This is a genomic window from Streptomyces swartbergensis, from assembly GCF_002148965.1.
Classification (GTDB): domain Bacteria; phylum Actinomycetota; class Actinomycetes; order Streptomycetales; family Streptomycetaceae; genus Streptomyces; species Streptomyces swartbergensis.
The window spans coordinates 1-14,508 of the sequence record NZ_NGFN01000225.1 but is presented as its reverse complement, the minus strand read 5'-3'; the positions used below and the strand labels follow the sequence as shown (position 1 = coordinate 14,508).

Below are 14,508 nucleotides of genomic sequence, written 5' to 3'. Positions count from 1 at the left end.
CCTCACCGCCGCACAGACGTAGGCGCCCAGTCGCGCAACCGGCCGCCGCCACATGCGAGACACGGCGCGGGCATGGGGCCTGCCCCGGGGCCCGACGGACGACCTGGAGTCGATCACCGGCGAACTCGTCGCGAACGCCTTGGAGCACGGCGACGGCCACTCGATCACCGTCGCCTGGGCCCTCGCCGCCGAGACGGTCACGATCAGCGTGACCGACGAGGGCGAGTACCGTACGGCCCCGCTTTCCGCGCTGCCCCTTCCCCCGAGCCCGGAGCAGGAACGAGGCTGCGGCCTGTTGATCACCGTCGCCCTCACCGCCGCACAGACGTAGGCGCCCAGTCGCGCAACCGGCCGCCGCCCGCCGTCACTCCCTAGGTTCATCCCCCGGCACAACACCCGGCGGCGGCGGAGCCACAGGCCGCAGCTTCAGCCACACCAGGAAGAACACCCCCAGCGCGAGCATCCCCAGCCCGGTCCAGAGGTTGATGTTGACGCCCTCCGCCTTGTCGATGTCGGCGTCGGACGCCGTGAACCCCGCGATCGTGACGATCACGCCGTAGACCACGAACAGCCCGCCGATGATCCGCCGGATGTCGAACAGCCGCGCAGCCGTCGCCGACTTGCCCTGCAGCTCGGTGACTTCCCGCTGCACGTCCTTCTCGGAGTAGAACTCGGACATCTGTCAATCCTCCCTCGGTCAGAACGAGAACGGGATGTAGCAGGCGGCGGCCAGGATCACCGCGCCCCAGCCCAGCAGCGCCGGCTTGCGGTACCAGGCCTCGTCTCCAGGTGCCGGCGGCTCCGCCATGCCGGGCGAGGTCGTGCCGTAGACCAGGCCCTGGAGTTCCTCGGCCGGCTTCGGCGCGGTGAAGAGCGACACCGCCACCATGACGACCGCGCCCGCGACGAACCCCGCGATGGCCGAGACGAAGTTCGCCCCCTGGTCGGAGGGGATGTCGATGATGCCCTGCTTGTAGATGACGAAGTAGTTGACCATCGCGGCCGTGGTGCCGGCGAGCAGGCCCCAGAAGCCCGACTTCATCGACGTCCGCCTCCAGAACATGCCGATGATGAAGACGACGAACATCGGCACGTTGAAGAAGGAGAACAGCGTCTGGAGGTAGCTCATGATGTTGGAGAAGGACGACGCCAGGAACGCCGTGCCGATGGACGCCAGGACACCGATCGCGGTGATCAGGCGGCCGAAGCGGACGTAGTAGTCGTCCTCCCGCCCCTTCACGACGTACTTCGCCCAGATGTCGGTCGTGAACACCGTGTTGAACGACGACACGTTCGCCGCCATGCCCGCCATGAAGGCCGCGAGGAGACCCGTCACGGCGATGCCCAGCACGCCGTTCGGCAGGAGCTGCTCCATCAGGTAGGGAATCGCGTCGTTGTACTGGAGGTCGGAGCCGGCGGTGCCGATCTTGGGGACCAGCACGGCGGCGACCAGACCCGGGATCATCACCAGGAACACGATGAAGATCTTCGGGAACGCCGCGATCAGCGGCGTCCGCTGGGCCGCCGAGAGGTTCTTCGCGGACAGGGCGCGCTGCACCTCGGCGAAGTTCGTCGTCCAGTAGCCGAAGGAGAGGACGAAGCCGAGGCCCAGGACGATCGTCAGCCAGTTCGCGCCCAGCGGGTTGTCGCTGCCGATGCCCGTGCCGCCCCAGGACGTCATGAAGTCGGCGCCGCGGCTCTGCGTGAGGGAGTCGGACAGGCCGTCCCAGCCGCCCACCTTCTTCAGGCCGAGGACCGAGATGGGGATGAGCGCGGCGAGGATGACGAAGAACTGCAGGACCTCGTTGTAGATCGCCGAGGACAGACCGCCGAGGGTGATGTAGGCCAGCACGAAGAAGCCGGCGACCACGATCGCCACCCATTGCGGCCAGCCCAGCAGCGCCTCGACGACGATGGCCAGGGCGTAGAGGTTGACGCCGGCGATGAGGATGGCGGCGCAGGCGAAGAGGCCCGAGCTGAGCAGGTGCGCCGCCTTGTCGAAGCGCAGCAGCAGGAACTCCGGGACCGAGCGGACCTTGGAGCCGTAGTAGAAGGGCATCATCACCAGGCCGAGGAAGACCATGGCGGGGATGGCGCCGATCCAGTACCAGTGCGTGGTGTAGACGCCGTACTGCGCGCTGTTGGCGGCCATGCCGAGGATCTCGGTGGCGCCCAGGTTGGCGGCGATGAACGCGAGGCCGGTGACCCAGGCGGGCAGGGAACGGCCGGAGAGGAAGAAGTCGAGGCTGGTCTTCACCGAGCGGCGGGCGGCGAAGCCGATGCCGAGGACGACGACGAAGTAGATGCCGAGGATCGTGTAGTCGAGCCAGTTCGTGGGGAGTCGCAGCTCGGCTGCCAGAGGGGTGGGGGGATGCATGAGCCCTCGCTTCGTTGCGTGAACCGATACCTCGCGGAATCTACGCCTTCGTCTTCAATGATTGAACACGTCTGCTGATGCTCTTTGTTTGATTGTGATGTTGACAATTGGGGAGAGTCGTGTTTTGGTGTGTTGGGTTATGTTTGAAGGATGAGGAGTGCGGCGTGAAGAAGACCTCGACCCGGCTGGCCGACGGTCGCGAGCTCATCTACTACGACCTGCGTGACGACAGCGTGCGGGACGCGGCCGACCGCCGCCCGCTGGACCGCACCGTCACCACGTCCGAGATCCGCCGCGACCCCCTGCTCGGCGACTCCGTCGCCGTCGCCTCGCACCGCCAGGGCCGCACCTACCATCCGCCGGCCGACGAGTGCCCCCTGTGCCCCTCCGAGGGGGACCGGCTGAGCGAGATCCCGGACTCGTCGTACGACGTCGTCGTCTTCGAGAACCGCTTCCCCTCGCTGGCCGGCGACTCGGGCCGGTGCGAGGTCGTCTGCTTCACGTCCGACCACAACGCGGCCTTCGCCGACCTCAGTGAGGAGCAGGCGGCCCTGGTGCTGGAAGCCTGGACCGACCGTACGTCCGAGCTGTCCCATCTCCCCTCCGTCGAGCAGGTGTTCTGCTTCGAGAACCGTGGGGCCGAGATCGGCGTGACCCTCCAGCACCCGCACGGGCAGATCTACGCCTACCCGTTCACCACCCCGCGCACCGCCCTGATGCTCCGCTCCGTCGCGGCCCACAAGGAGATGACGGGCGGGGAGAACCTCTTCGACGCCGTCCTGGAGCGTGAACTCGCCGAGGAACGGATCGTCCTGGAGGGTGAACACTGGGTGGCCTTCGTGCCGTACGCGGCGCACTGGCCGTACGAGGTCCACCTGTACCCCAAGCGCCGCGTGCCCGACCTGCTCGGGCTGGACGAGGCCGCGCGCACAGAGTTCCCCAAGGTTTACCTGGAACTCTTGAGGCGCTTCGACCGGATCTTCGGTGAGGGCGAGCCTCCGACCCCGTACATCGCGGCCTGGCACCAGGCCCCGTTCGGCGCGCTGGAGGAGTTCGACGGGGTCGTCCGGGAGGACTTCGCGCTTCACCTCGAGCTTTTCACCATCCGCCGTACTTCCGGCAAGCTGAAGTTCCTCGCGGGTTCCGAGTCCGGTATGAACGTGTTCATCAACGACGTGCCGCCGGAGCGCGCGGCCGAGCGACTGCGAGAGGTAGCGAGTTCATGAGCGGGAAGTACCTGGTGACGGGCGGCGCGGGCTACGTCGGCAGCGTGGTCGCACAGCACCTGCTGGAGGCCGGTCACGAGGTCCACGTCCTCGACAACCTGTCGACCGGTTTCCGTGAGGGCGTCCCCGCCGGGGCGACGTTCGTCGAGGGCGACATCCGAGACGCCGCCAAATGGCTGGATTCCTCGTTCGACGGTGTTCTGCACTTCGCCGCGTTCTCGCAGGTCGGCGAGTCGGTCGTGAAGCCGGAGAAGTACTGGGACAACAACGTCGGCGGCACCATGGCCCTGCTGGCGGCGATGCGCGAGGCGGGCGTCCGCACGCTCGTCTTCTCCTCGACGGCGGCGACGTACGGCGAGCCGGAGCAGGTCCCGATCGTCGAGTCGGCGCCGACTGCCCCGACCAACCCCTACGGCGCCTCGAAGCTCGCCGTCGACCACATGATCACCGGCGAGGCGGCGGCCCACGGACTGGGCGCGGTGTCCTTGAGGTACTTCAACGTGGCCGGGGCGTACGGCGAGTACGGCGAGCGCCACGACCCCGAGTCCCACCTGATCCCGCTCGTCCTCCAGGTCGCCCAGGGCAGGCGCGAGGCGATCTCCGTCTTCGGCGACGACTACCCGACGCCGGACGGCACCTGCGTGCGCGACTACATCCACGTCGCGGACCTGGCCGAGGCCCACCTGCTGGCCCTGAAGGCCGCCGCTCCCGGCGAGCACCTCATCTGCAACCTCGGCAACGGCAACGGCTTCTCCGTCCGCGAGGTCATCGAGACGGTCCGCCGGGTGACGGGCCACCCGATCCCCGAGGTCGTGGCCCCCCGCCGCGGCGGCGACCCGGCGGTCCTGGTGGCATCGGCCGCCACGGCCCGCGAGAAGCTGGGCTGGAACCCGTCCCGCGCGGACCTCGACGGAATCGTCGCGGACGCGTGGGACTTCGCGCAGCGGCGCGGCAACTAGAACAGGAACGAAGGGTCAGGGGTCAGGCATGAGCGAGGCTGTTGCCGACACGGTCGCCGGAGCGGTCGCCCAGCGGTTCACGGAGCTGTACGGCGCCGAGCCGCACGGAGTCTGGGCGGCGCCGGGCCGCGTCAACCTCATCGGCGAGCACACCGACTACAACGACGGCTTCGTCATGCCGTTCGCCCTGCCGCACAAGGCGGTGGCGGCGGTCTCCCGCCGTGCGGACGGCGTGCTGCGCCTCCACTCGGCGGACGTCGAGGGCGGGGTGACCGAACTCCGCCTGGACGACCTGTCCCCCGAGTCGGACAAGAACTGGACGGCGTACCCGGCGGGCGTGGTGTGGGCCCTGCGCGAGGCCGGCCACGCGGTGACCGGCGCGGACATCCACCTGTCCTCCACGGTCCCCTCGGGCGCGGGCCTGTCGTCGTCGGCGGCGCTGGAAGTGGTCGTGGCGCTGGCCCTGAACGACCTCTTCTCCCTCGACCTCCGCGGCTGGCAACTGGCCCGCCTGTGCCAGCGAGCGGAGAACGTCTACGTGGGCGCCCCGGTCGGCATCATGGACCAGACCGCGTCCGCGTGCTGCGAGGCGGGCCACGCCCTGTTCCTCGACACCCGGGACCTCTCCCAGCGCCAGATCCCCTTCGACCTGGCGGCCGAGGGCATGCGCCTGCTCGTGGTCGACACCCAGGTCAAGCACTCCCACAGCGAGGGCGAGTACGGCAAGCGCCGCGCGGGCTGCGAGAAGGGCGCGGCGCTGCTCGGCGTCGACGCCCTGCGGGACGTGCCGTACGCGGAACTGGACGCGGCCCTGGCCCGCCTCGGCGACGAGGAGGAGGTCCGCCGCCTGGTCCGCCACATCGTCACGGAGAACGAGCGCGTCGAACGGGTGGTGTCCCTGCTGGAGTCGGGCGACACGCGCGCGATCGGCCCGATCCTGGTCGAGGGCCACGCCTCCCTGCGCGACGACTTCCGCATCTCCTGCCCCGAACTGGACCTGGTCGTCGACACGGCCCTGTCCTCCGGCGCCCTGGGCGCCCGCATGACCGGCGGCGGCTTCGGCGGCTCGGCGATCGTCCTCGCGGAGGAGACCGACGTGGACGCGATCACCAAGGCGGTGACGGAGGCGTTCTCGGCGGCGGGCTTCACGACACCGCGGGTCTTCGAGGCGGTGCCCTCAGCAGGCGCCCGCCGCCTCCGCTGACACCCAGGCAGAGAGTCGGGCGCCCGCACTCGAGGGCGCCCGACTTCCCGCCCGGCTTCAGCGGTTGACGGACTGGATCTCCTGGACGGTCATCGCCTGGGTCGTCTCGAAGGTCCCGTCCGGCAGGTCGCCCTGCGCGCCGCCGGAGCCCTCCCAGGAGATCTCCCAGGTGATCGACGCCTTCAGCTGGTATGGCGTGCCGTTCGTGGCCCGGAGGTATCGGACGCCACACGGCGGAGTCCGGCCGGCATCGCCCTTGGTGTATGGCGTGCCGATGGATCCGTCGTCGTCGATGGCGCAGTCGCCGGACGCCGGGTAGGTCTCGGCGTCCTCGGTGCCGGGGTCCAGGTGCAGGGCGACCGGCTTGGCCGTTGTCTCCGCCCAGACGCCGGCATCGGGCAGCTCGGCGCGGACCCTGACCTCCTTGAAGGTCGCCTCGTCAAGCCACACCCAGGTCGGCAGGTTCACGGTCGACCTGGTCGCGGGCTTCAGCTCGACCTCGGTCTGCGGCACGTTGATCTTGTCGTACGCGTAGCCGGCGAGGATGTCAGGCGTGGGGGCGTGGTCGTCGTCAGGGAGAGTATTGGCGTTCTGCCAGAACAGGGTGCGCTCGCAGTCGTACGACTCGGCGTCGTTCTCCCGGTTCTTGTTGATCACTCCGCGCCAGAACATTCCGTCTTTGCCGAGGTTGTAGTTCTTGTAGCTGAACCCGCTGTCGGTGTTGTCCTGTCCCTTCTCGTAGTGGTCCACCATGAGTTCCTCGCCCCAGCTGAGACTGGGGGTGACGGGAACGAGATCGCCGTTGGGGTTCTTCTTGAGCCGGTCCACGGCTGCCTTGAGCTGCTGGGGCGTCGCCACGGGCTCGTACCAGCACGCCGGCGGCTCCCAGTTGGGATCCACCGGGGCGAGCGACTGGGTGGAGCTGCCCGTGCCGCCGCTTTCCTGCGTCACCTTGATACGGGTGGTGGCGGCCGATGCCGTCAGCGTGCCCCCGGACGCACCGCCGGCCCCGCCCGAGGGTGGCGCCTGGGACTCGTCGTCCCCTATGGCATAGGCAGACGTGCACGACAGGACAAGGGTGGAGGCCGATGCTGCGAGGACAGCACCTGCCTTCGCCGCGAATCGCATCAGCTGCACGCCCCCGGGACGGTGGTCAGCGAGGTGGTCTTCCACACACCCTGGGAACTCCTGTCGAGCCGGAGGCGGTACTGGATGAGCGATTCGGGCTCGTCCGGAGTGTTGACGATCTTCTTGGTCTTGCGGTTCTTCGTGGATGCCTGGCGTTCGTCGACGCAGTAGAAGAGCACACCGGAACCGGTGTCGCTGATGTGAACCTGGGGGTCGAAGACCCTGACCCTGCCGATGATGCTGTCGTGGTCGTCCGTGAACTGCTTGATCCACTTGCGGGCAGTCGCCTGGGTGGCCGCGGAGTTGTAGAACGCCACGGCGTCCGATTCCGGGTCGGCCTCGATGACCGCCGCGTACTTCGACCGCAGCTCCTCACGGCCGTCGTTCAGGATCGCCTGAAGCTTCGGATCACTATTGGTCCAGCTCTCGAAGTCTGCCTGAAAGTCCTTGGACAGAGTGATCTCCGGCCGCTTGACGCCGCCTTGCGAAGCCGATGCGGAAGGGCTGGCTGACGTCTTCCCGTCACCGGCGGCGGCACCCTCGATCTTGTCGGAGGCCGAGTCGTCTCCTCCCGAACCGCATGCGGTCAGGAGCAGGGCCGTCGATACGGTGAGCGCGGCTGTCACGAGCCGAGCAGGGCGGTTCACTGTGTCTCCCGTTGGTGATGTGGGGGGATAACTCAAGCGAACCAACGCTATCGATGGACCGAACCGCGACGGCAACGAGGTCTTCAGCCCAGCCGCTTCGTCAGCGTGTACTCCGTGATCCCCGGCGGATAGTCCGGGATCACGCACACCACCTCGTACCCCTGCTTCTCGTAGAACCGCGGCGCCTGGAACTCCCACGTCTCCAGGCGGGCCGCCCGGCACCCGCGCTGCTCGGACGCGATGCGTTCCGCCTGCCGAAGCAACCCGGCCCCGAGGCCCGCCCCGCGGTGGCGTTCGTCGACCCACAGGTAGGTGACGTGCAGCCAGGTCGCCCAGGTGTAGCCGACGAGGCCGCCCGCCAGGTCGTCGGTCCTGTCGTTCACAGCCCACACGTGCAAGGGGATGTCCCTTTCGTCCGGCGTTCCGCGCAGGGCTCGCAGGACCGGAGAGGCGGCTGTGTTCGTTTCCCGCAGACGCGTGCGGAGCAGATCACGTCGGGCCTTGTCGACTTCTGTCTCAAGACGGAACATGCGGCACACCATAAACGCGCAGGACAGTCAGTTCTGCAAATAACCTTCCGCTCCGGGCCCCCGGCCGTACTCTGATGAACAGCACCGGTGGGGGCCGGTGCCGATCAGGGGGCGAGACAGCCGGGTACGACGCCCGGGGTGGGGGTAGCGGTTTCTGCACGGCGGCGGCCGTGCGGCTGCGGCGACCCGGCCAGGCTGCTGCGAGGACGGACGGACAGATGCAGCGGACCCGGACACCCCGGCGTCGTACCCGCGCGGTGTTGTCTTCCGACGATGGGGTATCCCCTGCTCTTCAGGAGCCTGGGGAAGGGGGTTACGTGGTTCGCATCCGAGTCCTGGTCGTCGACGACCATCGCATCTTCGCCGAGTCACTCGCGGCGGCCCTCGCCGCCGAGCCCGATGTCGACGTCTCCGCGGCCGGCAGCGGCCCCGCCGCGCTGCGCAGTCTGGAGCGGGCGGTCGCCGAGGGGCGGCGGTTCGACGTGCTGCTCGTCGACGCCGATCTGGGCGGCAAGGTGCCCGGCGCCCGCCCGGCCGTACCCGTGCAGGAGGGCAACGAGGACGGGCTCGTCGACGGGATCTCCCTCGTCACGGGGGTGCGGTCCGCGCAGCCGAACGTACGGATCGTCGTGCTCGCCGAGAAGGACGACCCGCGCCGGGCCGCGCTGGCCCTCCAGGCCGGGGCCTCCGGGTGGGTCGCCAAGGACTGCTCGCTGTCCCGGCTGCTCACCGTCATCCGGGGCGTGCTGCGGGACGAGACGCATCTGCCGCCCGCCCTGCTGACCGGCGTGCTGCGCGAGCTGACCGCCGCCCGCAAGCACCGCACGGAGAGCGAGCGGCTGGTGGAGTCGCTCACTCCGCGTGAGCGGGAAGTGCTGCGGTGCATGGTGGCGGGGCTGGGGCGCAAGGCTGTCGCCGAGCGCCTGTATCTGTCGCCGCACACGGTGCGTACGCACATGCAGAACGTGCTGGGCAAGCTGGGGGTGCATTCCACGCTCGCCGCCGTCGCCCTGGCCCGGCGAGCCGGGGTCGGGCCGGTCGATCTAGCCGGGGATGTTGTCGAACGGGGCGGTCAGCTGGCGTAGGAGCCCCGCGAGTTCGCTGCGCTGGGCCCGGGTGAGCTCCGCGAGGATCGCGCGCTCCTGGTCCAGCAGGCCGGCCAGGGCCTGGTCCGCGCGGTCCCGGCCCTCGTCCGTCAGCCGGACCAGGACGCCGCGGCGGTCGCTGGGGTCGGGGAGGCGTTCCACCAGGCCCTTCTTTGCCAGGCGGTCGATGCGGTTCGTCATCGTGCCGGACGTGACCAGGGTCTGGGTGAGGAGCTGTCCCGGCGACAGCTGGTACGGCGTGCCCGCGCGGCGCAGCGCCGTCAGGACGTCGAACTCCCACGGCTCCAGGCCGTGCTCCGAGAAGGCCAGCCGGCGTGCCCGGTCCAGATGCCGGGCCAGTCTGCTCACGCGGCTGAGCACCTCAAGCGGTTCGACGTCGAGGTCCGGGCGCTCCCGGCGCCATGCTGCGACCAGCCGGTCGACCTCGTCCTCCATGGCGATCAGTGTAGTGGTTGTGTCGACGTAGAGTCTCTTGATGTTCATTTTCTTGACGTCGAGATAAATGGGGTGTCACGCTGTGTGTGCGCTCCTTGCCGTCACTACCAGGAAACCACCGGGACCCCATCAGGACACCAGGAGGACCCATGCCCGCGGCCACGACCACCTGGGACCCCGCCCAGTACCTCCGCCACGCCGGGCACCGCGCCCGCCCCTTCACCGACCTTCTGGCCCGCGTCCCCGACCTCCCCGGCGACCCTCCCCGCATCGCCGACCTCGGCTGCGGCCCGGGCAATGTCACCGCGCTGCTCGCCGCCCGCTGGCCCACCGCCCGGATCACCGGCTACGACAACTCGCCCGCGATGCTCGACAAGGCCCATGTCGATCACGAGGGGCCCACCCCGGGCGGTGGCCGGCTCGACTTCGCCCACGCCGACGTCCGTACGTGGACGCCGGGCGAGCCCTGCGACCTGATCGTCAGCAACGCCACGCTCCAGTGGGTGCCGGGGCACGTCGACCGGTTCGCCGACTGGGTGGCCGCGCTGAAACCCGCCGGGGTCTTCGCCTTCCAGGTGCCCGGGAACTTCGACGCCCCCAGCCACCGCCTCATGCGCGAACTGGCGCACGCACCGCGCCGGCGCGACCGGCTCGCAGGCACCCTGCGCCACGCCGACGCCGTCCTCACCCCCGAGGCCTACCTGGAGCGGCTCACCTCGCTCGGCTGCACCGCCGACGTGTGGGAGACGACGTACATCCATCTGCTCCAGGGCGAGGACCCCGTGCTCGACTGGGTGAAGGGCACCGGCCTGCGGCCCGTGCTGACCGCCCTCGCCGACGACCCCGAGGCGCGGGACGGCTTCCTCGCCGAGTACCGGACCGCCCTGCGCGAGGCCTATCCGGCGGGCCCGCACGGCACCCCGTTCCCGTTCCGCCGGGTGTTCGCGGTGGCTCGGAAACGGGCCTGACCGGTTGTCAGGCGGTGCGGCCCAGGTGGGTGACGAGGATGTGGATCGTGTCGTCGTCGATGACGTACATGACGCGGTAGTCACCGACTCGCAGGCGGCGGATGTCCACTCCGTACGGGACCGATCCCGCGGGGCGGGGGTTTTCGGCGAGCGCGTCGACGGCTTCGTACACGGCCGACAACCCGGCCGGATCGTCCTTGAGGAAGCGTACGGCCGCATTCATGGCGGTCGGCTCCCAAATGATGCGGTAGGTCACGGACGCAGCCCCAGCATGCGCCCGACCTCTTCGTGCGGGATGCCCGGACCAAGCGTGCCCTCCGCCTTGCGCCGCTGATAGTCCGCGACAGCCAGGGCGTCTTCGAGATCCTCTATCACCTGCGGAGACACGAGCAGCGCCGCCACATGGCCGTGGTCGGTGATGGCGATGGTCTCGCGGCTGTGGGCCGCGCGCCGGACCAGGTCGCCGAGCTGGGAACGGGCCGCGCTGATCGTGATCTCAGTCATGCGCACATGGTGTCACAAGATTAATCTCGTGGTCCATTGCTTCAGCTCTTGCGGCGCCCTATCAAGTGCGGCTTCGCCTCCAGCCCGTCCAGCCCGTGCCACGCCAGGTTGACCAGGTGCGCGGCCACCTCGGCCTTCTTCGGCTTGCGTACGTCCAGCCACCACTGGCCGGTCAGGGCGACCATGCCGACCAGGGCCTGGGCGTACAGCGGGGCCAGCTTCGGGTCGAAGCCGCGGCTCTTGAACTCGCGGCCCAGGATGTCCTCGACCTGCGTGGCGATGTCCGAGATGAGCGAGGCGAAGGAACCCGTCGACTGGGGGATGGGGGAGTCACGGACCAGGATGCGGAAACCGTCCGTGTACTCCTCGATGTAGTCCAGCAGGGCGAAGGCCGCCTGCTCGCACAGCTCACGCGGGTGGCCGGCGGTCAGGGAACTGGTCACCATGTCCAGCAGACGCCGCATCTCGCGGTCCACGACCACCGCGTACAGCCCCTCCTTGCCGCCGAAATGCTCGTAGACCACCGGCTTGGAGACCCCGGCCTTCGCCGCGATCTCCTCCACCGACGTGCCCTCGAAACCCTTCGCGGCGAAGAGCGTGCGACCGATCTCCAGCAGCTGCTGGCGGCGCTCGGCACCGGTCATCCGGGTGCGACGCACTCGCCGCGGCTTGTCGTTGCTGGGGGTGCTGCTCGAGTCGGTCGCCACAGCGACCATCATGCCGCCTTGACGGACTCCTTCCCGCGTGGGGAGCCGCCTTCCCCGGTGTCACGGCGCGAATCGATACGCGAGCGTGACGGCCAGCGCACGTCGTACGCCCAGCCGAACATCTCGAACCAGCGGATCAGCCGGGCGGAGGAGTCCAGCTGGCCGCGCATCACGCCGTGCCGCGCGGAGGTGGGGTCGGCGTGGTGCAGGTTGTGCCAGGACTCACCGCAGGACAGGATCGCCAGCCACCACACGTTGCCCGAGCGGTCGCGCGACTTGAAGGGGCGCTTGCCCACCGCGTGACAGATCGAGTTGATCGACCACGTCACGTGGTGCAGCAGGGCCACCCGGACGAGCGATCCCCAGAAGAACGCCGTGAACGCGCCCCACCAGGACATCGTGACCAGGCCGCCGATCAGCGCCGGGAGGGCCAGGGACACGACCGTCCACAGGACGAACTGGCGGGAGATCGCGCGCAGCGTCTTGTCCTTGATCAGGTCCGGGGCGTACTTCTCCTGCGGAGTCTGCTCTTCGTCGAACATCCATCCGATGTGCGCCCACCACAGGCCCTTCATCAGGGCCGGCAGCGTCTCGCCGAACCGCCACGGCGAGTGCGGGTCGCCCTCCGCGTCGGAGAACTTGTGGTGCTTGCGGTGATCGGCCACCCAGCGGACCAGCGGACCCTCGACCGCCATGGACCCGGCGACTGCCAGCGCGATCTTCAGCGGCCGCTTGGCCTTGAAGGAACCGTGGGTGAAGTGACGGTGGAAACCGATCGTGATGCCGTGGCACCCCAGGAAGTAGAAGAACACCAGCAGACCGAGATCCAGCCAGCTCACCCCCCAGCCCCAGGCCAGCGGCACGGCCGCCAGCAGCGCGAGGAACGGGACGGTGATGAAGAGGAGGAGGGCGATCTGCTCGATGGACCGCTTCCGCTCGCCGCCCAGCGTGGCGGCGGGAGCTTCGTCGGTGGCCTGACCGGACGCCTTCGGGGCGTTCTCGATCACGTCGGAACTACTGGTCATACGCGTCCCCTGGGGGGTATGTGGATGGTGAAGATGGTGCCGGGGCACGGGAACCCCGCAGCGCTTCCTACGGTTCCGTAACCTACGGCTTCGTAAGTATGGCAGCGCGTCGCCCGGCGGCAAGAGCCCGAGAGCCTGCGCGTCCCGGCCGACACCTATCCTGGAGTCGGTCGGACAGCGCGGTCCGCTCTGTTTTCTTCCCGGATGTCCGGCCCGTATGCGGCGCCTGCCGCGCGAGACGCCGTCCGGGTACCCCCTCCCAGACGAGCTTCAACACTGCAAGGAGCCGCACCTGTGAGCAGTGCCGACGACCAGACCACGACGACGAGCAGTGAGCTGCGTGCCGACATCCGCCGACTGGGCGACCTCCTCGGAGAGACCCTCGTCCGGCAGGAGGGCCCCGAGCTCCTGGAGCTGGTCGAGAAGGTACGCCGCCTCACCCGTGAGGACGGCGAGGCCGCCGCCGAGCTGCTGCGCGGCACCGAACTCGACACCGCGGCCAAGCTGGTCCGCGCCTTCTCCACCTACTTCCACCTGGCCAACGTCACCGAACAGGTCCACCGCGGCCGCGAGCTGCGCGCCCGCCGCGCCGCCGAGGGCGGACTGCTCGCCCGTACGGCCGACCGGCTCAAGGACGCCGACCCCGAGCACCTGCGCGAGACGGTCCGCCACCTCAACGTCCGCCCCGTGTTCACGGCCCACCCGACCGAGGCCGCGCGCCGGTCGGTCCTGAACAAGCTCCGGCGCGTCGCCGCGCTCCTGGAGACGCCGGTCATCGAGTCGGACCGCCGCCGCCTCGACATCCGGCTGGCCGAGAACATCRACCTCGTCTGGCAGACCGACGAACTGCGCGTCGTCCGCCCCGAGCCCGCCGACGAGGCCCGCAACGCCATCTACTACCTCGACGAACTCCACGCCGGCGCCGTCGGCGACGTCCTGGAGGACCTCACCGCCGAACTGGAGCGCGCCGGCGTCAAGCTCCCCGACGACACCCGCCCCCTCACCTTCGGCACCTGGATCGGCGGCGACCGCGACGGCAACCCCAACGTCACCCCCCAGGTCACCTGGGACGTCCTCATCCTCCAGCACGAGCACGGCATCAACGACGCCCTGGACACGATCGACGAGCTGCGCGGCTTCCTGTCCAACTCCATCCGCTACGCCGGCGCCACCGAGGAACTGCTGAGCTCCCTCCAGGCCGACCTGGAGAACCTCCCCGAGATCAGCCCCCGCTACAAGCGCCTCAACGCCGAGGAGCCCTACCGGCTCAAGGCCACCTGCATCCGGCAGAAGCTGGAGAACACCAAGCAGCGCCTCGCCAAGGGCACCGCGCACGTGCCCGGCCGCGACTACCTCGGCACCAGCGAGCTGATCAGCGACCTGCGGATCATCCAGAACTCCCTGCGCGAGCACCGCGGCGGCCTCTTCGCCGACGGCCGCCTCGCCCGCACCATCCGCACCCTGGCCGCCTTCGGCCTCCAGCTCGCCACCATGGACGTACGCGAACACGCGGACGCCCACCACCACGCCCTCGGCCAGCTGTTCGACCGGCTCGGTGAGGAGTCCTGGCGGTACGCGGACATGCCCCGCGACTACCGCACCAAGCTGCTCGCCAAGGAACCGGCTCGGTGAGGAGTCCTGGCGGTACGCGGACATGCCCCGCGACTACCGCACCAAGCTGCTCGCCAAGGA

The 14,508-nt window shown here is 69.3% G+C and carries 16 protein-coding genes and 1 pseudogene; 7 read left to right on the top strand and 10 right to left on the bottom strand.

Annotated elements, in window-relative coordinates; genetic code table 11:
- Window positions 1-52 precede the first annotated feature (52 nt).
- On the top strand, window positions 53-331 hold the full coding sequence (locus tag CA983_RS29115; protein ID WP_086603807.1) for an ATP-binding protein: 279 nt from the start codon (window positions 53-55) through the stop codon (window positions 329-331).
- A gap of 33 nt (window positions 332-364) precedes the next feature.
- Here the strand turns inward: CA983_RS29115 and CA983_RS29110 are convergent, their stop codons facing one another.
- Both CA983_RS29110 and CA983_RS29105 read right to left on the bottom strand, forming a co-directional pair.
- Window positions 365-679 (bottom strand): hypothetical protein, encoded by a 315-nt coding sequence (locus CA983_RS29110; RefSeq protein WP_086603806.1) that lies wholly within the window; start codon window positions 677-679, stop codon window positions 365-367.
- Between the two features lie 18 nt (window positions 680-697).
- The gene (locus CA983_RS29105) at window positions 698-2,377 is read right to left on the bottom strand and encodes a sodium:solute symporter family protein (protein WP_086603805.1); all 1,680 of its coding nucleotides are present in this window, start codon (window positions 2,375-2,377) and stop codon (window positions 698-700) included.
- Window positions 2,378-2,541: 164 nt separating this feature from the next.
- On the opposite strand from CA983_RS29105, the gene galT reads away from it, so the two are divergent.
- From galT to galK, 3 genes are read left to right on the top strand one after another with little or no spacing between them, the layout of a single operon-like run.
- A complete protein-coding gene (gene galT / locus CA983_RS29100) occupies window positions 2,542-3,603 on the top strand; it encodes a galactose-1-phosphate uridylyltransferase (RefSeq protein WP_086603804.1) in 1,062 nt (353 codons plus the stop codon).
- Entirely contained in the window at window positions 3,600-4,562 is a 963-nt protein-coding gene (gene galE, locus CA983_RS29095; protein WP_086603803.1) for a UDP-glucose 4-epimerase GalE, read from the top strand. Before galT ends, galE begins: the two co-directional genes overlap by 4 nt.
- Before the next feature lie 28 nt (window positions 4,563-4,590).
- The gene (gene galK / locus CA983_RS29090) at window positions 4,591-5,766 is read left to right on the top strand and encodes a galactokinase (RefSeq protein ID WP_086603802.1); all 1,176 of its coding nucleotides are present in this window, start codon (window positions 4,591-4,593) and stop codon (window positions 5,764-5,766) included.
- 57 nt (window positions 5,767-5,823) lie between these two features.
- Here galK and CA983_RS29085 read toward each other — a convergent pair whose 3' ends face one another.
- From CA983_RS29085 to CA983_RS29075, 3 genes are all read right to left on the bottom strand, one after another.
- Window positions 5,824-6,894 (bottom strand): hypothetical protein, encoded by a 1,071-nt coding sequence (locus tag CA983_RS29085; protein WP_086603809.1) that lies wholly within the window; start codon window positions 6,892-6,894, stop codon window positions 5,824-5,826.
- Window positions 6,894-7,541 (bottom strand): hypothetical protein, encoded by a 648-nt coding sequence (locus CA983_RS29080; RefSeq protein WP_086603801.1) that lies wholly within the window; start codon window positions 7,539-7,541, stop codon window positions 6,894-6,896. The genes CA983_RS29085 and CA983_RS29080 overlap by 1 nt, the downstream gene beginning before the upstream one ends.
- Before the next feature lie 83 nt (window positions 7,542-7,624).
- Entirely contained in the window at window positions 7,625-8,083 is a 459-nt protein-coding gene (locus tag CA983_RS29075) for a GNAT family N-acetyltransferase (protein WP_086603800.1), read from the bottom strand.
- A 305-nt stretch (window positions 8,084-8,388) separates the two neighbouring features.
- On the opposite strand from CA983_RS29075, the gene CA983_RS29070 reads away from it, so the two are divergent.
- Window positions 8,389-9,156 (top strand): LuxR C-terminal-related transcriptional regulator, encoded by a 768-nt coding sequence (locus tag CA983_RS29070; protein ID WP_031117914.1) that lies wholly within the window; start codon window positions 8,389-8,391, stop codon window positions 9,154-9,156.
- Here CA983_RS29070 and tamR read toward each other — a convergent pair.
- A complete protein-coding gene (tamR, locus tag CA983_RS29065; protein ID WP_086603808.1) occupies window positions 9,115-9,612 on the bottom strand; it encodes a MarR family transcriptional regulator TamR in 498 nt (165 codons plus the stop codon). The genes CA983_RS29070 and tamR overlap by 42 nt on opposite strands.
- A 149-nt stretch (window positions 9,613-9,761) precedes the next feature.
- Between tamR and CA983_RS29060 the strand changes: the two genes are divergently transcribed.
- Window positions 9,762-10,580 (top strand): trans-aconitate 2-methyltransferase, encoded by an 819-nt coding sequence (locus CA983_RS29060; RefSeq protein ID WP_086603799.1) that lies wholly within the window; start codon window positions 9,762-9,764, stop codon window positions 10,578-10,580.
- 7 nt (window positions 10,581-10,587) lie between these two features.
- Here CA983_RS29060 and CA983_RS29055 read toward each other — a convergent pair whose 3' ends face one another.
- The 4 genes from CA983_RS29055 to CA983_RS29040 are packed head-to-tail and all read right to left on the bottom strand — an operon-like array spanning window position 10,588 to window position 12,816.
- On the bottom strand, window positions 10,588-10,836 hold the full coding sequence (locus CA983_RS29055; protein ID WP_086603798.1) for a type II toxin-antitoxin system RelE family toxin: 249 nt from the start codon (window positions 10,834-10,836) through the stop codon (window positions 10,588-10,590).
- The gene (locus CA983_RS29050; RefSeq protein ID WP_086603797.1) at window positions 10,833-11,084 is read right to left on the bottom strand and encodes a type II toxin-antitoxin system Phd/YefM family antitoxin; all 252 of its coding nucleotides are present in this window, start codon (window positions 11,082-11,084) and stop codon (window positions 10,833-10,835) included. The genes CA983_RS29055 and CA983_RS29050 overlap by 4 nt, the downstream gene beginning before the upstream one ends.
- 41 nt (window positions 11,085-11,125) lie before the next feature.
- Window positions 11,126-11,803, bottom strand: a complete 678-nt coding sequence (locus CA983_RS29045; protein ID WP_086603796.1) for a TetR/AcrR family transcriptional regulator — start codon at window positions 11,801-11,803, stop codon at window positions 11,126-11,128.
- Window positions 11,800-12,816 (bottom strand): acyl-CoA desaturase, encoded by a 1,017-nt coding sequence (locus tag CA983_RS29040; protein ID WP_086603795.1) that lies wholly within the window; start codon window positions 12,814-12,816, stop codon window positions 11,800-11,802. The genes CA983_RS29045 and CA983_RS29040 overlap by 4 nt, the downstream gene beginning before the upstream one ends.
- A 294-nt stretch (window positions 12,817-13,110) precedes the next feature.
- Between CA983_RS29040 and CA983_RS29035 the strand changes: the two are divergent.
- Window positions 13,111-14,436: pseudogene (locus tag CA983_RS29035) on the top strand (phosphoenolpyruvate carboxylase); the annotation flags it as partial.
- Window positions 14,437-14,508 lie beyond the last annotated feature (72 nt).